The organism is Serratia sp. NPDC087055 (genome assembly GCF_044900985.1).
GTDB lineage: Bacteria > Pseudomonadota > Gammaproteobacteria > Enterobacterales > Enterobacteriaceae > Serratia.
In genome coordinates, this window is the sequence record NZ_JBJDOG010000009.1 from 16,630 (window position 1) to 33,767 (window position 17,138).

Consider the following 17,138-nt stretch of genomic DNA (forward strand, 5'->3'; position numbering starts at 1 on the left):
GTGGTACAACTGACGATAATGGCGATATCTTTAACATTCATAATGAATGATATCAATTGGCTGGATGCCAAGTTTTTACGAAAAGAATTAGGACATTAGCAAGTAGCATAAACTGATTTTACATTATGATTGCTATTTCTATATTTGCCAATTTTCATGGCAAGTACGTTTGGAATATTCGGCTTATTATTCGATGAAAATGAAACCAGGATATAAGTCGCTTACGGTAAGGATATATATGAAATGTATTATTTGTGATGTCGAAAAAAAACGTGATGAGTTATCACTTGAGCATATTTTCCCACAGTCTTTAGGCGGAGCCCTGTGCAATGCAGATTTTAAAACTCGTCTTGTTTGCCGAACTTGTAACTCTAAAATGGGACTTTTTGTTGATGCGATGTTAACAAAAACGTTTCATAGCCAACACCATATGGTGGAGACTTCTTTTAGATATTTCGATCCAGATAATCTTATGGTTATGCCTCTTACATATCTGGGGCATATGCAAAATTTAGACTTAGAAGATGGCTTTACATGTGAGCTATGGGTAGGGCCAATTGGGGGATTAGTTTATCATTTAAGAAAAGCATCAAACTCAAATTATGATTTCTACGCAGGAGGAAACCCTATAGATCTTAAAAAAGATGCCGGCGTAGTATACATTTTCACGCAACATCAGGATGATTATTGGACTATAATTTTTTTGGTTTCAGCAAGAGAAAAGTTCAAAAAATCAAAAAGAATATCAGGGAATTTGACCTTACCGAATGAACCGGATTTTTTTTCAATTCCGTCCAGAAAAGAGGATGAATTGTTGAAAAAACTTCAATCTATACAAGGAAAGAATCATGAAGTCACTTTCAAGGTGTTACATGGTTATGAGCAACGGTTTATGTGTAAGTTTGCTCTAACTTATGGATTTAACAGGTTGGGAGATGATTTTATCAATAGCAGATATGCACATTCCCTTCGTAATGCATTATGGGCTATCAGTCAAGATCTAAGAAACTCATTTGGAATTTCGTTTAGTGAGTCATTTACGACACAAGATGAGTGGGCACATCTTTCTTGGATAGGTATTCATACAATTACCATTTTACCACTAGTAGATAAGTTGTTGGCAATAATTTACCTTTTTGGTCGGCAGTGCATGACAATAGTTATTTCTGATGAACCGTCTTTGTGGCGAGGTAAGATAATAAATGATGAGGTTTATGTAATTTGCCAAACATTAAATATCTTTTTAGGGCCTTATACTATTGAGAATTTTGTTAACCATAGGACAGGTGTTGAAATAATACCATCCCTTAATGAAATTGATTTAAAGGAATTTGATGTTTCTACTTTGCCCACTATTTATGATCTTCTTGATGAGGATGTGATAAGTGAATGATAGGAATTTTTTACCTTATAACGGGAGGAGAACATCGGTGTAAGCATATCTTGTTCAACAGGCTCTCTCAGTGCTGGTCGTGATGTTGCTGACGCATAGTGCTCTGTTGGCCGATGCCCATGGGGGTGTGGTGTCAACCTTGTCACAGGCAAACCATCCTTTTCATCTCTGAGATAACGGCGTTTCCAAATCCGACTTTTCGGAGGACATTATCTCTGACCAGGAACGTGGCTTATGTTAGCTGCCACAGCGAGATTAGGCTTTCCGGTGTCTGTAGTTCTCGGAAGGTGTTCTGCCTGAACAGGGTCTCCTTTCCGTTCTCTGTAAAAGTCGGAAGACCGTTGAGCTTCCGGATGCTAACTTTCAAGTTGTGCGGGCAGTCTAAGGTGGGGATCGACACTTGAACGTCTTATTGCTATCCTGCCTACTTCACCAGCCCAATAGAGGGCGGCTGGCTAAGTAGGCTAAGGTGGTCGCCATGTGCACTGGCATACAGGAAATCTTAAGGTGCCTTGATTGTATTCTGTCCATACTCGGCGGTATCCCCATCCCTCATAAAATACCGCGAAATATCTATCGGTTTTTTGCCTCTGCCGTCGGTGGGAAGCGATTAACTGGCCACAATATCGTTGAGTTTCTGGCGGATATTTTCAAAAAATGGGGCGTCATGATAGTCTCTGTTAGACAGAAGTAATGTACCCACCTTGCGGTTGCTATAAAAGTTATTGATCTCCCCCAGACTGTTACGTCGCACGGCTGCTTCCTCAGCTTCAGGGTAGCGTATTTTAATCGCCGCCTTCTCAGAATTTTGTGTTTTCTCGACAATTTTATCCAGCATCATTTTAATGAGGCTGTCGTGCAAATAATGCCCTTGAACAAACAGATAAGCTGTCCTGGCGGTTATGTTTTTTTGCGTTAGATTATCAATAAATGCGCTGTACTCATCTTCGTCAGCGATGTGATGGCGATGGGCGTTGATATAAGCGTCTAATTTTACCCTTAACCTCTCAAGAGCATTACTATTCATGGTTAAGTCCCCATTGAGTAAACTGTCCTCAGGGGATAGCTTTGCTGCCTGGATAAAAACACCATCTTTATGTTGTTGCCAGTCTTTATTGTGTAAATACGCAAACAGATGTAAAGCGGGATAGACAGTGGATGAATAGGCATCCAGGGCTTCATTTAGTTCAGAGGGGAGCTGTTCATGAAAAAATACTGCCTCGCAAATACCTTTTATTGCATCATGACAACACTGGAAATTCTCACGAGAGTAAACATGGGTATGCAGAACAAACTTGTTTTGGTTCATAGCCTCTGCACGTTCATGTCTGTCTGGGCAAAGGTAATCAAAATCACTGTCTACACCGACAATCAGGGCTTTGTGTAAATCTGGGTACATTTTTTCAAGGGTTCTTTTTCCTTTGGCTTTATCTTGACTTATTGGTTTGACGGTATATCCGCCAGGAGCTCCGAGCTGTATGACTCCTCGCCAGAACGCAATATCAGTCGGGTTTTCAACATAGAGAAGCCCCTTGGGTATGCCGGATTGTATTGCCGTACTTGCACGAATATATGACTCTGATTGCATCATTTCGGAGAAATTCATCATTATTTCTCCGCATCTGTGGTGATGTCGCTCATTTCGACGTAAGAATCCATGTAACCATTCATAATTATGGCCGGGCTGTGTGTAACAACCACTATTTGACAGTTTTTATTTATGGCTTTAATGCTGTCGAGCAATTTCTCCTGCCAGTTTAGATGAAGTGATATTTCAGGCTCATCCATCAATAAGAAAGTTGGTGCGTTCTGCGTATTTGCGACTTTCGCCAGTATATAAAGCAATTGTCGTTCGCCGGACGACAATTGGGTAAACTTTAACTTTTCCTTTGTTATATTTACAGAAACACGAAAATATTTCCCAATGGTTATTTTCTTGCCGCAATCCTCAAAGAGTTTATTTATTTCTTTAACGAGTGCGCGGGTGTGTTTCCCAGCCGGTTTTTTTAGGATGGAATCAATTTCATCTTGTATCTCAAAGTCGAGGAAATTCCCTTCCCGGCCATCACTTTTTTTTACGCGCTGGTTTGCGTTTGCACTCATGTTTATGGTTGATATAAACTCTGTTTTTAATGAAGACAGTGAATGGCTATTCAGTCTTTCACTGACAGTAAAAGATGAAATACGAGCATTGATTGATGATAAAACTTTAGCATTCTTAACCAAAAGGTCAATGAAGCTATTGATGCGAATCTCTTCTTTTTGTGTTATTGTCTTTTCTGATTCAGTTGAAACTATATTTTTCCATAAACTTCTTTTTATTTCTTTGGTTTTATCAGAATCAGCTTCAACCTTGTAGTTAATTGTGCCTCCATCGGTGAATTTCAGCTCAACGGATGAACATGCGCTTAATTCATCACAGTGTTCTTGATTCAACATGGCATTGAGAATTTTTAAGATAGTTGTTTTACCTATCCCATTTTTTCCCACAATCACGGTCACGGGATTAAAATCCAGTGTGATATTTTTATAACCGAAGAGGTCTGCAATTTTTAATGATTTTAACGTCGGAGACATGGCCGTATTCTCTCGTAAAAATTATGCTTTATTGTATTCGATCCGACTCGTCCTTGATAGAGGCGCTGTCTTTGGGCTTGGGGGATCCCTCCAGGTTGACCGGTGTCCCCCTGGTTCACTCAGCCCTTTCCGCTCTGTGTTATTTTCCGGCAAGTCGGCACCTTGCCTCGTTGAACACCATATGCAGTGGAAAAGTCAACCGATACGCCACTAGATGCGGTGTTTTAGACCCGTTTACCCTGCACTGCGTGGTGAACCGGTGTCGATTATTTGCTTCCGAGTTCGGGGATACTTCCAGAAGTCGGAAACAAAACGGATGGACTGGCCGATCACCGGCACGAATTATTATAGGATCGCTCACCATCTGCCACCCTTACCCTTATGAATTTCTATCATTCGGTTTAACGCGAGGAAAGCCGATCCCCCACAGACGTATCCCCCGTTTCGGTGGATAACCTATATATGGTATATTTGGTGTGGTTTTTAACACTGCATAGGGTGTTTTTAACCCCTGACGGCGGTTCGACGGGCGTCAGCCGCCGCCAGTATTTCGCTCCTCCACATTCGGTATTTATCCGTTATATTCCAGTTTTACCGATATTCTGATCCGCGCGAGAAGATTTATTGCGAACGATCACCGCGACGATCTCAGGCACAATAGTGGCTGAGTTTTCTGCCCGTATCCGCCCTCCTCCGCCGAAACGGGGTAAATTTTCAGCAGATTGCGCTACGTGAAAAATAAATTTTCATCAGGGTCATAGTACTGCAGATTTTACGTAGCGCGATCGGGTGTGGTCACTGACTCCCCGCTTCCCCGGGAGCGGTTGATCGGGATAGGTGGAGGAATTTTCTGATAGGGCAATTCTGAATTTTCGAGGTGAACTGTGTCACTGATAGCCTATGAACTCGCTGCCTCCGGTACGGAAGCGCTCTCCAGCCCCTACTTTGATTTTGCACAGGCTGTGGCCATGCGCCGGATGGCACTAAACCTGTCGGATCAACCTGCCTATCTGCTGGCACCGGAGATCATCTTGTTACTCGACAATATCACCGATCTGCGCCGGCGAATGCTGTTTGATTTTTTATGGAATACTGGCGCACGGATCAACGAAGCCCTGGCCGTTACACCGAAAGACATTGTGCTCGATGCCGTCAAACCTTTTGTGGTGCTGCGAACATTAAAGCAACGCAATCAGACGGCGGGTCGCCGCGGCCGCCCCGGGAAAGATACGCCGGTGAAACGGACCCTGCCGTTACTTGATCCCGGTTTTGCACGCCGGCTGCGTGATCATCTGGCCACTTTTACCCGTTATGTCACCAAGCCGGTATGGGAGATCTCCGATGACACCGCTCGCAACTGGTTGAAAGAAGCCCTGGGTAATGCGCAACGAACAGGGATGAACTTCTCCATTGAGAGCATCACGCCGCATACGTTCCGGCACAGTTTTGCCATGCATCTACTCTATAACCGGGTGCATCCGAAGATCCTGCAATCGTTCATGGGACACCGGGACTACAAAAGTACCGAGATATACACCCGGGTTTTTGCTCTGGACGTTGCCGGTCAGCTGGGTGTGCGCTTCGAGATGACCCCGGAACACGCGTTACAGTTGCTCAGCACTAACAGATAATCTCACCACCATTGCCTATGACGGTGAATGACCTGCACAGGCAATGCCATTATTCTTGCTGCTAGTGATAACTAACTTATCCCTCACAATAGTGACAGTGTCACTTTAGGTATCATAATCAGAATAACAAGGCTCTATCGCTGGACGGCATGTTTACGTCCCCCTGGCGAGAACCTATGCATTACTGACCTTGCTGTTGGCCGCCAAGGGAACTTATGCTCACCAGGCAAGCTCCCCCTTCAGGACGATTATCACGGGATCATCAAATGGTTCTCACCACGCAATCACCGGTCGGAGACCTTCTTACGGTGATACAACAAAAACGCAGGTCCCCCTGACTTTGCCCTGCGGGACACGTATCTCAATCCGGGCAATCAGTCCGTTATCCTGAATGCGGTTTGTCCATGGCGCAACATTGCACATTGATGGCTTGTGATAAAACTGTATTAAGTCTATATTTAGACTTATTCGAATGATGCAGAAGAAGGAAATATCATGAAAATCGAGACGATCAGTTACTTAAAGCAGAATGCAGCCAAACTCGATTTGAGCGAGCCTCTGATAGTGACGCAAAATGGCCACCCTGCGTATGTTATCGAATCCTATGACGACCGTGTTCGTAGAGACGAGAGCATTGCGCTACTCAAACTGATGACATTATCTGAGAAAGATATTGAGTTAGGCCGCACGTTTACACGTGATCAGCTCCTGGACACACTTTGATGGCCAAGGGTAACGTCGCTTTTATTTATTCATCAACCGCAAAAATGACGATACAAACCATCGCCCATTTTCTGCGATCTCGCCAGGTGGATCCCAAACCGGTGATCGTGAATGTGCTGGATGAATTTGAAGAAAAAACGGGCCTCTTCCCCGAAGGAAGCCCCGTCTGTCAGGAACTCCTGGAATTGGGGTGCGCCAAATACCGGGAATGCAACACAGCCAACGGTTATCGTGTCCTGTACAGTACGCGACAGAATGAAAAAGACGGCGTGATTTATGTGCATGCCGTCTTATCCCAAAAACAACATATTGCCAGCCTGTTGTTCAATCGAATTTTGGAATGGCAGTAAGATGTTCATATTGGTTTCCTGAGCAAGACCGTCCAGTCCCCCCAGAACCGGGGTGCTAGCTGACGCTGCCGGTACCAGAGAGGCATGTGAGTCACCTGCTACGACGTAAAATGCGAAGCCAGCGACACACCTGGTAATTTTACGCAATTAAATCAATACAATACCTGACATCCCTTGCCTACCCTGCGCGGACTCGCACCCGTAAACGCCGATCACTGTGCTGTTTTCCAACGTTGTGCCCGGCGTTTGATGGCGTCCAGAGTCTCTCTTTCCTGTTCACGGTGCCCCACTTTCTTATACCAGCCGGCCAGTTTTCTTAAGTCCGGCACACTCACCTTTTCATTAGGATCATAGGCTTCCAACTGCGCCATATACTGGGTCAACAGTGCAATACATTTTCTGGCCCATTCCCCTTCAGCAGCCGTTCCTGCGGTTACATGAGGGCGACGAGGCAGGCGTGGGCGCATCGGTTTTACCGCTTCCGGTGCGGACTCATCGACATAGGTAAATTTGATGGCATGGACGGAACGGCCTATCTTCACAGGTTCCCAAATCACCGAGATATCGGTCGAGGCATTGATGCGATCGAGAGAGGGTTGCAACAGTTTTTGCCTGAAGTCCCGGTAATCCTGGTATTTTCCTTGCAGATTAGCCTTCTCTCGCATCCATTCGATCTCGAGGGTGACTTCAATGGTCCCATGACTCCGGTACCGTGTCAGGTTGCGCGCCTTGACCAGCCAGCTGTAAAGACGGATCGAGAAAGGCGTATCCAGTCTGGCCAGGTTTATAAAGTCCAGTTTGGTAAAGCTTTCTTTGAGTTCAAACAGATAAGGGGCAACGTCCTGCCCAAAACGTAGTACGACCGCACTGTGGTCATCATTGCTGACATACTCAAGGCGCGAAAACCAGGAAAGCTGAACAGTTCGGACCTTCCCATTCCGGTCTTCTTTGTAGATCGTCACCGGTTTTTTCATCAGGCTGTCAGCAGCATCGCGCAATTGGCGGTGGCTGCTGGTCGGGTTGACACCGTAAATGCGCTGGTAATCACGAGGATAAAGCGTGTACAACATGTCCGGTTGTGGCTTTCTGCTATCAATTTGCGCAAGGGCCAGATTCAGGAGGCGCATTTCGTCCAGTGTTACGCCATAGGCGCCCTCAAGAAGATCGTTCCCCTGCACCACAGTCAATGTGTCATGATTCATTCGCTCTATCCATAATGTGGAAACACAGGAACATTATTCCACATTAATGAGGGGGGCGTAAATCGTATTCACCCCTTGATCCATGATATTCCTCACAACAAATTTATGCACATCAGGAAATGATTCCACTTGTGTTCCCAACGGCAATGTCAGGACCCCCAGAGACATCACTACCACCACAGATAAACTCTCCACCTTTACCGCACGCAAACAGGAAATGTCTCCACTCATAGAAATACCCCGAATATTCCCCTTCCCTTTCTTCAGGTGAGGCGCGGAATAAAAAACCGGTACAAGAACAATCTGTATACAGAATAAGATCTCATTACGACCCTTTACATGCACATGAAATCCTTCCACCCTTTTCTGATCCCCTTCAACAGGAAATTTATCCACCCTACCTGACCGCCGGACAGGTAATTTCTACCTTTATTTACTGCATGAACAGGAACGGTTCTCCACAATGTTGTCAGTTCATGCAGGAAAACTCTCCACATACACGCTGCAGGTACCGAAAATCTTTCCACCCTAATTTATTCCCTCACGTACAGGGCCAAACAGCACTCGTGCTCAACCACAGGAAATGTCTCCACAGTTACTCACCGCCTGGTGCATAAAATTATTCCACCTGTAACTCACCTTCAACAGGAAATACGGCCACCTTTCCTGACGCGCGAACAGAAAATTCCTCCACCGATGAGAGTAACCCGTTGTACAGTAAAGAGAGATGCAACAGGAAAAATCTCCACCGGTGAGCCGTCTTCTCGTGCCGCCTACCACACCGACAGGTTAAGCCGTTCAGTATGCATAGTGTTTGGGTGCAGAAAATTGCTCCACCTTTTCCTCTGACTCCTGCAAGGTGCATAATGATGATTCAGGCCAGTCCTGTAGCAATAAAAGTGCCGTTTAGAATCCAACATCATAATTTATCAACAGAAATTCCTTCTTCATCTGGCATGAAAAGGATCCACGTAGATCATGAAATAGATCCACGGAAGACAGAAAGAAACTCCACACGTAAACATGTAACGCACTGATTACATTTAATAATTTAACCGGAAAAGAGAAAGTTAAAAAGAATAAAATAACAAATATCCTTCGGATATGTGTTTATGACCTTCGATCATTCAATCCCTTCTTTATATGTCCTCATGATCACGCAGGATCTACTTTCTGCTGACATACGTCACGTTTATGCCTTATTTTTCTCCTTATGCGTTATAACTGTTGTTTTGCGTTTTTGTTGATGATTTACTATAAAGATGCAAAAAACTGAATAAGGGATAACATGGATCTCAAGTCAACGCTGGATCGTTGTATAGAACGTGGTCAATTTATGACGCAGGAAATCGCTAAAGCGCAATTTGGTAACGACAGCCCGGAAGCTCGAGCAATTACCCGGCGTTGGCGGATCACTGAGGCTTCAGATCTTGTGGGTGTCACGGCGCAAACGATCCGAAACTATGAAGAGTCAGGAAAGTTGCCATCCCCGGAAACTGCAATGATTGGGCGGGTTGAGCAACGCACCGGATACTCAATACAGCAAATTAATGCAATGAGAGATGTATTTGGTACTCGCCCAACAAGGCCAGCCGGACAGGATCCTGTTGTCCTTGCGGTAGCTGCTCATAAAGGGGGGGCTTATAAAACATCCACATCGGTACATATTGCTCAATGGATGGCATTACAAGGGTTACGTGTCTTATTAATTGACGCCACAGATCCTCAGGCAACTGCGTCGCTTTATCATGGCTATGTTCCGGATTTGCATATTCATCCGGAAGATACCCTTCTCCCTTATTATATGGGTCAGCGTGACGATGCTGCTTATTCCATCAAACCCACGTGCTGGCCCAATCTGGACATCATTCCATCCTGCTTGGCTGTACACCGCATAGAATCCGAAATTTATCCGTTGCATGATGCGGGGAAACTCCCTGTGGCGCCGCACCTTCTTCTTCGGGCTGCCATTGAATCTGTTTGGGACAGCTATGATGTGATTGTGCTGGACAGTGCTCCCAATCTTGGGATAGGGACAATTAATGTCGCCTGTGCCGCAGATGTCATTGTCGTTCCTACGCCGGCGGAGCTTTATGACTATGTCTCTACTCTGCAATTTTTTACCATGTTGCGCGATCTGATGCTCAATATTGACTTGAACGGTTTTGAACCCGATGTTCGCGTCCTTATCACGAAATTCAGCAATGCAGTCGGTAGCCAATCTCAATGGATGGACGACCAAATCCGTAACGCCTGGGGCGGGATGGTTCTGAAGGAAGTGGTGCGTGTGACAGATGAAGTCGGAAAAGGCCAGGTGAGGATGCGTACCGTTTTCGAGCAAGCGGCGAATCAGCGTTCTACGCCGGCTGCCTGGCGTAACGCTGTGGCCATTTGGGAACCGGTTTGTGCTGAGATCTATAATCGATTAATCAAAACGCGTTGGGAGAATGCGTAATGAAAAGAGCCCCTGTATTACGTCATGCACCGACGATCAATTTTGATGAAGCTAATGCGGTTCCGGTAAAAGAGAGTGAACCCTCACCTTCGGCACCCGCAGTAAGCCAGCTTTCTTCACGTGTTAGCACGATGAAAGGCAACTCTATCACCCTGCCGGTATGTGGGGAGGATGTGACCTTTGTTCTGAAAACCATCGCTTCGGATCAAATAGAAGTCAAAACGACCATCTTTGCCGGCAACGAACGTCTTCAGGACCTATTGACCGAATCATCCCTTGATGATTTGTTGCCCTCGTTTCTAACGTCAGGTCAACAGTCCCCCGCTTTTGGACGTAGTCAGAATGGCCTTGTCGAAATTGCGGATGGCAGTCGACGCCGTAAGGCCGCCATTCTGACTGGCAGTGAGTACAAAGTTCTCGTCGGTGAATTGAACGATGCACAGATGCGTTGGCTATCTCAAATCGGAAATGATTATCGGCCAACCAGTGCATATGAGCGTGGGTTACGCTATGCCCGTCGGCTCTTTTCTGAATTTAATGGGAACGTCAGTCATCTCGCGGAAGCTGAGAACATCTCACGCAAGATTATTCAGCGCTGTATAAAAACCGCGGAACTGCCAATTGAAACCTTACAGTTGTTTACGAATCCCAATGAACTGAGCGCTCGTAGCGGTGAAATGCTCTATAAGTTTCATGAGTCTGATTTTGCAGCGCTAAAACTGCTGACTCAAGTGTTACGCGAACAGCAATCTGAAGGTGTCACATTCAGTACTGAAGAACTGCTAAAACGCCTGATGCCGGTCACTCGAACTAAACCAGATGTCACCGTGCGTAAGTTTGCTATTGGTATTGAGGCGAAATACTCAGAAAATGCAGTGTCCTTTAGTCTGACGGATGCGCCTGCTTCTCTGATTGAACGTATTGAAACTCTGCTCGCTGAGCATGCAATAACGCATGAATAATCGCTTTTGAAGTGGGATCGTGGTCCCACTTTAATTTTTGCGTCTACTTTTGATTATCCTAAGTTGCTTTTTTCAACTGATGGGACCGTGGTCCCACTTCGTGATTTAGTAAATCAACTCGATGATAAGAAAATTGAGGTCGCACTAAACTTTTAAGAGATTTCTTTATTATGTATTTCCATAATTAACTCATTCTTTCACCGCGCTTAATCTAGCCCCGCCCTGGTCTGTGGCAAGTATTCTCTGGCGCCGCCGGCATCACCCGTTCGCACTCCTTTCACGTTGTTCCACTCGTTTGCGCATACGGCTTCGGCCGTCGTACCTGCCCCATCGCCTGACTGGCGAGCTTTTTTTCGCGCCATGGCGAGAAAAATGAGTTCTTGTCTCCCAAGGGAGACACACTATGAGCAACCAACTTTCCTTCGATGCACTGTTAGCCCTCTAAACCCCGGCTCAATGTACGCCGCATATGACGCCACGCGAAGCCAGAAAACAATTCATCAAAACGTTCTCTGTTATCGCGACCTATCACCGTCGTCTCGATGTTTTCCGCGACTTCATTCGCCTGGCTGCTAACGAACTCGATTTGGCGCGAGTACGGTCAGAGGAGGGCAGGGAAGAAGCGGTTCAGATTTGTAAGCGATACGAGGCTATTGATCTGCAGAAGATGCAGCAACTGTTTTGTTTCTTAATCGACGCGATGGAAGGGGGAATGGATGACCTGCTGGGCGGGATATTTATGGAGCTTGAATTTGGCTCGTCGTCGATGGGCAATTATTCACGCCGTGCGAAGTCTCACGACTCATTGCCGCCCTGACACTCGGGGACCATGTTAAAGAGCTGGAACATCGTCCGTTTATCACGTTGGATGAACCTGCCAGTGGTTCGGGCGGTATGGCGATCGCCGCTGCTGAACACCTGCTCTCTAAAGGGTATAACCCGCAACAAGTGCTCTATATCCGTTGTACAGATATCGATCCTTTGGCTGCGGATATGTGTTTTATCCAGCTTGCGCTATTGGGATTACCGGCCTCGGTCTATACCGGAAATACGTTGACGATGAAAATGTTTAAAGTCAGGCATACCCCGATGTACTACGCCAACGGCTGGAGCGAAAGGCTTCGTATGGTTGACATGGTCACGAAATTCAAGACGTTATTACACGCTGTTTAAGGGGAAGGGGGGCATGGCCCCTTTTCTGTCTGTTTTTGCTGCCCTGTTGGTTCCAACCGGCGTTGAGCCGGCAGGAACCAATGCACCCAACGCTTGCAGCCGGCTAATCGCCGGCGCCGCTTTCACTGCCCGACCGCTTGTGCGGTCGTTCGCTGATGCCGCCAGGCAAAAGCCTGGCCCTTTCTGGTGTATCCCCTTAGCCCTGGCTACGCGCAAGGCGTCCGTCCCCGTGACTGACCCTGGGCCGGGGCGCTGACGTCACAAGGATTCGCTTCGCCGGCATCCTCACCCGTTCGCACTCTCTCCCGTTGGTCGTTCGCTTGCGCATGCGGCTTGCGGTCCCGCCCTTGCATCGTCAGCTGATACCCCGTCCCGGTCAAGTTGTCACTGCGCCAGTCACCCCGCGCCGGCAAAAAGCCAAAAGGGGTATACACCAGAAAGAAGTAGAAACGGGAGGGTTTATGACGAAATCATTGAAAGAGGTTCTGGCCGAACTGGCCACCAACCAGACGAACAGTGCGCTGCAGGATGAGGCCACTTTGGTCCGCGTCTCCGGGGCGGCGGAAGCCGTATTGGCGTTCCTGGAACGATGCCCGGGCGATGATCGCGATGTCACCACGGTTTTCACCGATTTGATGGCCGATCTCTACCACCTTGGGCAACACCTGCACACCGCCGGTGTCTATGCCGATTTTCCTTTATGGCGACAGGCAGTATTACTGACAGCGATGGGGCACTTTGACGCGGAAACCACCGGGTTTACCGCGATGGAGGCAAGTCACCCGGATGCTGCATTCGCCCTGCTGAGCTACATCAATAGTCGAAAACAGCATGATCAACATCTCAGTGTCGCCGCCCGATTACTGGCGACAGAACTGGTCCTGCTGAGTGCCCGTCTGGAGCCGTTGTCGAACCAGAATGCACTGACCACCGTCATCGCCGAAGTCTACAAATAATCATCAGGGCGATGAATGTCGCCCATTAAAAAATTGGATATCGCTATGAATAACAAGATTTGTTTCAAAGGTAAAAAGACATTTGAGGTGATCACGGAAGCACGTCAACAGGGGGGTGATGTGCTGCTGGTCAAGGATGAAGGCGTGTATTTAATGGCGGCAGCGCGTACCAAAGGAAAGCGGTTACTGGCCTATGCTGTAGGGTTGGATCCGACGATCCGTGACAGTGGTGACGTGTTTGATGACGCCTGCCGGTTATGTGGTGGGGACGACTTTATGGAGCGCCTCCCGTCGGACGATCTGACCTTTGACCACCTGCTCGAGAAACAAGGTCATCTTGAATTTCTCATTACACAAACCGAGTTCTGTATGACGTCGGTGGGTTAAAAGTGTCGCACGGTTCGCGTTCATGACAGTACCGCTGCGCGACAAAGCCCCATTGATACTCATGCTGAGTATCAATGGGGCCAGTAGGGGGCTCTTCAATCATAAAGTGACTCAGTTTGATGCGTAACGACGCGGGTGAGGACATAACAAACTCATATTAGGTGTTTTATTTTACTCAAAATGAGTAACTATATCTTGATGTAATCTATGTTTTTCTTATAATGATACTCAAATTGAGTAACTAAATGGGTGTAAAATGCATATTTGCTGTGATGATGGCTCTACCAATGTGAAACTGGCCTGGTATGTGGCGGGGGATTTACGCACGACCTTGTCACCCAATTCTTTCCGTCAGGGATGGAAAATCGATGGTATCGGCAGCCGTCGCACGTTCAACTATCTCGTTGATGGCGTGAAGTACACCTTTGACGATGTCAGCCAACAGGCGATCAGCACGACTCACATTGAGTATCAGTACGGTGATACCAATCTTCTGGCGGTGCATAATGCCTTGCTAAACAGTGGCGTGGAGCCACAAGCGGTTAAGCTGACCGTCACATTGCCGATCAGTGAGTTTTATACCGAAGACTGTCAGAAAAACACGGTTAATATTCAGCGAAAAATCGACAACCTGCTTCGACCTGTGACGTTGAACAAGGGGGAGGCCTTTACCGTGGAGGCTGTTGAAGTGATGCCAGAATCCCTGCCTGCGGTGTTTTCTCCTCTGGTGCGGGAGAATGTCGGGCCGCTGGAAACGTCCCTGGTTATCGATTTGGGCGGCACAACGCTTGATGCCGGCGTCATTGTCGGGCAGTTCGACGATGTGACGGCAATCCACGGCAATCCAACGATTGGTGTTTCGATGGTGACACAGGCCGCGCTGACAGCGTTGCGTATGGCAGACAGCGATACGAGCGCCTATGTTGCTGATACGGTGATCCAGCGCCGCCATGATCGCGCCTTTTTGTCGCAGCTGATTAATGATGCTTCCCGAGTTGATGACGTTATCGCCGCGATAGAGCACGGTATCACCCGGCTTGGCGATCGTGTGGTGAATGAACTGGCGCGATTCCGCCACGTTAACCGGGTTTGGCTGGTCGGTGGGGGCGCTCCGCTGATAGAATCCGCGGTAAGAAAAGCCTGGAAACTGCCGGCAGAGCGTATAACGCTGGTCGAAAGCCCGCAAATGGCGCTGGCGAGTGAAATGGCATTGTATAAACAAGAGGGATAACCGTGAGCGATAACAGCAGTGAGACCCGCCGTAAATTTACCAGCTATTTGCAGCTGGACTGCGAAGCCGATCGCCATGCCCTGGATGTGGTTGAATCCATTTCGCAGCGAGTCCGCGGGGATTTCCTGCGTAATGCCATCATCACAACGGCGGCATTACATCAGCTCGATCCACGGTTACCGGTGTTGTTGGCCACGATGTATAACGGCCAGTTGACCAGCGAGCAGCTGGTCAACCTGGTCAGCCAGACAACCGGCTGGAAACCCGAAATGGCGGCGATCCGCGACGTGATTACGGCGTTGTCCGGTGATGATTGTCGACCGGTGGTTCCGGTCGAACCTGTTCAGAAACCCAACGAATTGGCTCCCCTGGGAGAGGCACGCAAGAAACTGGGTAAATTGCTCTAAGGGGCAATTATTGCCGGTTTTTGTGTTTATTATTGCGTTTAAGGGTGCAAAAATTGCCTTTTTTTAGAAGGGATGGCAATGCATGGATGTTTTTGAATTGAGATTATGGCGTGCCGGTCAATATTTTACGCTGTCTGAGGCGCGTTCGCCACGTCCTGGTAGCCATTGGCGGCAAGAGGATGCTGCCCAGGCTCTGGGGGTGTCAGAACGGACTTATCGAACTTATGAAAATAGCGGCGTGTCCCGATCGGCTCGTCTGGGGATCCAGACACTGATGTTGATCCGCCTGCTCCCCGATTTGCTCCGGATGGACCAACCGCAAATTGTTTTGCAACTGCAGGCACTAACGCGGCATGACCAGACAACACCCCAGTCCAGGGGCGTGATATCGCTAGTTATGCCTTCTGCAGGTATGAAGGCATGGCGGGGTTCGCTGGGTTGGACGCAAAAACAGACCGCGGATTATCTGGGTGTTTCGCTGCGGACCGTCAAGCACTATGAGCAGGGGCTTTTGCCGCGTCGGCTGATGCTGGCCGCCCAGGCTGTTACGCTGGCCACGTTGTTGCCGGTCTGGTCAACCTATCCGTGCGCCAGGCTGCTGCAGGTGCTGGATCAACTGGTCAATATCGACGTGAACTAGCACAGGGTTTATGGTGGCCAGGGCTGGCCACGAAAAGGATCCCCGGCAGGGCCGGGGCCCCGAAACATCGCACTCCCGTCTGCATTGTCATTTTCCTTTTTCCTCCCAACGGTCACTGCCGGCCTCGAACCGGCCGCGACCGATCCCCTGATATTAACGTCCGCGCTTTCTTCCCTTTTTCCGCCCTGCAGGCGGGGATCAAAAGGGTATGGCGTCGCCTGGGCTTACGCCGTAGCCCGAACGTAGCCGTGCCGCTACGCCTGCAAGGGTTCGCGTTGCCCGTATCCTCTCCCGTTCGCACTCCCTCCCTGCGGTCAGTCATTTGCGCTGCGGCCTGCGGTACGGCCCCTGCATTCTCCGCTTTGCGCACGTCTGTGTTTTGGCTACGGCGCAAGCCGATATCCGACAACCTGACTGGAGAAGAATGATGCCGAACTGGTGTGCAAACCGAATTATCGTGACTGGAAAACCAGAACAACTGGCAGCTGTGGCCGACTTTGCAATGAGTGAAGGTTTTTTTAACTACGTAGATCCTGATGTGGCTGTATTGGACGGGACAGTGCAGATTGATTTTGATACACGATGGGCTCCTCCGGAATGTGGCGATATCAGAGCGCTCAGTAAACAGTTTTCCTGTCATGTCATTCATACGTTCAGTGAGGCAGGCGAAGGGTTCTGCGGTTATCACGTCTACGCGTGTGGTGAATATATCGACAGTGCCAGTGACGATCTGGAATGGTCAGAAGAGCGGGACGAGTACGGCTATGCCCGCGTTGTCGGCCCGGAATACGTATTGGGTAACGTCCCAAATTACGGCGGTTAAGGCGCTGGGCGCCCGTGGGGCGCCTTACCATGACATGTGGAGAATAATGATGATGCTGTCTAACCGATACCGCCGTGTTGCCTTTTATTCTGGGGATCAGCCAGCGCAGTCTGATGGTCGCGCGATTTCAGACGACGACCTCTGTGCCTGGTGCGCGCATTTGCACTATTGTCCTGGTGAGACCAGCATGTGCGCGCAGGACTGGCCGCCATTGGCGGCCGCTAAGGC

The 17,138-nt window shown here is 48.2% G+C and carries 18 protein-coding genes; 14 read left to right on the top strand and 4 right to left on the bottom strand.

The annotated features are described in order from the left end of the window. Window positions 1-238 precede the first annotated feature (238 nt). Window positions 239-1,393: an HNH endonuclease gene (locus tag ACI2J2_RS23620; protein WP_404760963.1), complete on the top strand. Its 1,155-nt coding sequence runs from the start codon at window positions 239-241 to the stop codon at window positions 1,391-1,393. Window positions 1,394-2,003: 610 nt separating this feature from the next. On the opposite strand, the gene ACI2J2_RS23625 is transcribed toward ACI2J2_RS23620, so the two are convergent. After that, complete coding sequence (locus ACI2J2_RS23625; protein WP_404760964.1) at window positions 2,004-3,002, bottom strand: DUF4435 domain-containing protein; 999 nt, start codon at window positions 3,000-3,002, stop codon at window positions 2,004-2,006. Next, window positions 3,002-3,970, bottom strand: a complete 969-nt coding sequence (locus tag ACI2J2_RS23630; protein WP_404760965.1) for an AAA family ATPase — start codon at window positions 3,968-3,970, stop codon at window positions 3,002-3,004. Before ACI2J2_RS23630 ends, ACI2J2_RS23625 begins: the two co-directional genes overlap by 1 nt. A 968-nt stretch (window positions 3,971-4,938) precedes the next feature. Here ACI2J2_RS23630 and ACI2J2_RS23635 point away from each other — a divergent pair. From ACI2J2_RS23635 to ACI2J2_RS23645, 3 genes are all read left to right on the top strand, one after another. Beyond that, the gene (locus ACI2J2_RS23635; RefSeq protein ID WP_404761014.1) at window positions 4,939-5,601 is read left to right on the top strand and encodes a tyrosine-type recombinase/integrase; all 663 of its coding nucleotides are present in this window, start codon (window positions 4,939-4,941) and stop codon (window positions 5,599-5,601) included. Window positions 5,602-6,096: 495 nt separating this feature from the next. Continuing rightward, window positions 6,097-6,324 carry a type II toxin-antitoxin system Phd/YefM family antitoxin gene (locus ACI2J2_RS23640; protein WP_404760966.1) on the top strand — a complete coding sequence of 76 codons (228 nt, stop codon included), beginning with the start codon at window positions 6,097-6,099 and terminating at the stop codon, window positions 6,322-6,324. Next, complete coding sequence (locus ACI2J2_RS23645; RefSeq protein ID WP_404760967.1) at window positions 6,324-6,674, top strand: type II toxin-antitoxin system RelE/ParE family toxin; 351 nt, start codon at window positions 6,324-6,326, stop codon at window positions 6,672-6,674. Before ACI2J2_RS23640 ends, ACI2J2_RS23645 begins: the two co-directional genes overlap by 1 nt. Before the next feature lie 212 nt (window positions 6,675-6,886). Here the strand turns inward: ACI2J2_RS23645 and ACI2J2_RS23650 are convergent, their stop codons facing one another. Together ACI2J2_RS23650 and ACI2J2_RS23655 are read right to left on the bottom strand one after the other, a co-directional pair. After that, the gene (locus tag ACI2J2_RS23650; RefSeq protein WP_404760968.1) at window positions 6,887-7,876 is read right to left on the bottom strand and encodes a replication initiation protein; all 990 of its coding nucleotides are present in this window, start codon (window positions 7,874-7,876) and stop codon (window positions 6,887-6,889) included. Window positions 7,877-7,909: 33 nt separating this feature from the next. Continuing rightward, window positions 7,910-8,272 (bottom strand): hypothetical protein, encoded by a 363-nt coding sequence (locus ACI2J2_RS23655; RefSeq protein ID WP_404760969.1) that lies wholly within the window; start codon window positions 8,270-8,272, stop codon window positions 7,910-7,912. Between the two features lie 892 nt (window positions 8,273-9,164). Between ACI2J2_RS23655 and sopA the strand changes: the two genes are divergently transcribed. The 10 genes from sopA (at window position 9,165) to ACI2J2_RS23705 (ending at window position 16,910) form a co-directional block, all read left to right on the top strand. Beyond that, a complete protein-coding gene (gene sopA, locus ACI2J2_RS23660) occupies window positions 9,165-10,331 on the top strand; it encodes a plasmid-partitioning protein SopA (protein WP_404760970.1) in 1,167 nt (388 codons plus the stop codon). Next, window positions 10,331-11,293: a ParB/RepB/Spo0J family plasmid partition protein gene (locus ACI2J2_RS23665; RefSeq protein WP_404760971.1), complete on the top strand. Its 963-nt coding sequence runs from the start codon at window positions 10,331-10,333 to the stop codon at window positions 11,291-11,293. Before sopA ends, ACI2J2_RS23665 begins: the two co-directional genes overlap by 1 nt. Window positions 11,294-11,762: 469 nt before the next feature. Then, entirely contained in the window at window positions 11,763-12,110 is a 348-nt protein-coding gene (locus tag ACI2J2_RS23670; RefSeq protein WP_404760972.1) for a hypothetical protein, read from the top strand. Next, window positions 12,107-12,466, top strand: coding sequence for a hypothetical protein (locus tag ACI2J2_RS23675; RefSeq protein ID WP_404761015.1), 360 nt, complete (start codon window positions 12,107-12,109; stop codon window positions 12,464-12,466). The genes ACI2J2_RS23670 and ACI2J2_RS23675 overlap by 4 nt, the downstream gene beginning before the upstream one ends. Window positions 12,467-12,927: 461 nt before the next feature. Next, window positions 12,928-13,422: a hypothetical protein gene (locus ACI2J2_RS23680; protein WP_404760973.1), complete on the top strand. Its 495-nt coding sequence runs from the start codon at window positions 12,928-12,930 to the stop codon at window positions 13,420-13,422. A 45-nt stretch (window positions 13,423-13,467) separates the two neighbouring features. Then, complete coding sequence (locus ACI2J2_RS23685; protein WP_404760974.1) at window positions 13,468-13,809, top strand: DUF3085 domain-containing protein; 342 nt, start codon at window positions 13,468-13,470, stop codon at window positions 13,807-13,809. Between the two features lie 256 nt (window positions 13,810-14,065). Beyond that, window positions 14,066-15,040, top strand: coding sequence for a plasmid segregation protein ParM domain-containing protein (gene parM, locus ACI2J2_RS23690; RefSeq protein WP_404760975.1), 975 nt, complete (start codon window positions 14,066-14,068; stop codon window positions 15,038-15,040). A gap of 2 nt (window positions 15,041-15,042) precedes the next feature. Further along, window positions 15,043-15,447: a plasmid partitioning/stability family protein gene (locus ACI2J2_RS23695; RefSeq protein ID WP_404760976.1), complete on the top strand. Its 405-nt coding sequence runs from the start codon at window positions 15,043-15,045 to the stop codon at window positions 15,445-15,447. An 82-nt stretch (window positions 15,448-15,529) separates the two neighbouring features. Further along, window positions 15,530-16,087, top strand: a complete 558-nt coding sequence (locus ACI2J2_RS23700; protein WP_404760977.1) for a helix-turn-helix domain-containing protein — start codon at window positions 15,530-15,532, stop codon at window positions 16,085-16,087. 424 nt (window positions 16,088-16,511) lie between these two features. Further along, window positions 16,512-16,910, top strand: coding sequence for a hypothetical protein (locus ACI2J2_RS23705; RefSeq protein WP_404760978.1), 399 nt, complete (start codon window positions 16,512-16,514; stop codon window positions 16,908-16,910). Window positions 16,911-17,138 lie beyond the last annotated feature (228 nt).

Bases quoted from the DNA above. Each gene is read 5' to 3' on its own strand.
- ACI2J2_RS23620 (WP_404760963.1), top strand. From the start codon at position 239: ATGAAATGTATTATTTGTGATGTCGAAAAAAAACGTGATGAGTTATCA.
- ACI2J2_RS23625 (WP_404760964.1), bottom strand. From the start codon at position 3,002: ATGATGAATTTCTCCGAAATGATGCAATCAGAGTCATATATTCGTGCA.
- ACI2J2_RS23630 (WP_404760965.1), bottom strand. From the start codon at position 3,970: ATGTCTCCGACGTTAAAATCATTAAAAATTGCAGACCTCTTCGGTTAT.
- ACI2J2_RS23635 (WP_404761014.1), top strand. From the start codon at position 4,939: ATGCGCCGGATGGCACTAAACCTGTCGGATCAACCTGCCTATCTGCTG.
- ACI2J2_RS23640 (WP_404760966.1), top strand. From the start codon at position 6,097: ATGAAAATCGAGACGATCAGTTACTTAAAGCAGAATGCAGCCAAACTC.
- ACI2J2_RS23645 (WP_404760967.1), top strand. From the start codon at position 6,324: ATGGCCAAGGGTAACGTCGCTTTTATTTATTCATCAACCGCAAAAATG.
- ACI2J2_RS23650 (WP_404760968.1), bottom strand. From the start codon at position 7,876: ATGAATCATGACACATTGACTGTGGTGCAGGGGAACGATCTTCTTGAG.
- sopA (WP_404760970.1), top strand. From the start codon at position 9,165: ATGGATCTCAAGTCAACGCTGGATCGTTGTATAGAACGTGGTCAATTT.
- ACI2J2_RS23665 (WP_404760971.1), top strand. From the start codon at position 10,331: ATGAAAAGAGCCCCTGTATTACGTCATGCACCGACGATCAATTTTGAT.
- ACI2J2_RS23670 (WP_404760972.1), top strand. From the start codon at position 11,763: ATGACGCCACGCGAAGCCAGAAAACAATTCATCAAAACGTTCTCTGTT.
- ACI2J2_RS23680 (WP_404760973.1), top strand. From the start codon at position 12,928: ATGACGAAATCATTGAAAGAGGTTCTGGCCGAACTGGCCACCAACCAG.
- ACI2J2_RS23685 (WP_404760974.1), top strand. From the start codon at position 13,468: ATGAATAACAAGATTTGTTTCAAAGGTAAAAAGACATTTGAGGTGATC.
- parM (WP_404760975.1), top strand. From the start codon at position 14,066: ATGCATATTTGCTGTGATGATGGCTCTACCAATGTGAAACTGGCCTGG.
- ACI2J2_RS23700 (WP_404760977.1), top strand. From the start codon at position 15,530: ATGGATGTTTTTGAATTGAGATTATGGCGTGCCGGTCAATATTTTACG.
- ACI2J2_RS23705 (WP_404760978.1), top strand. From the start codon at position 16,512: ATGATGCCGAACTGGTGTGCAAACCGAATTATCGTGACTGGAAAACCA.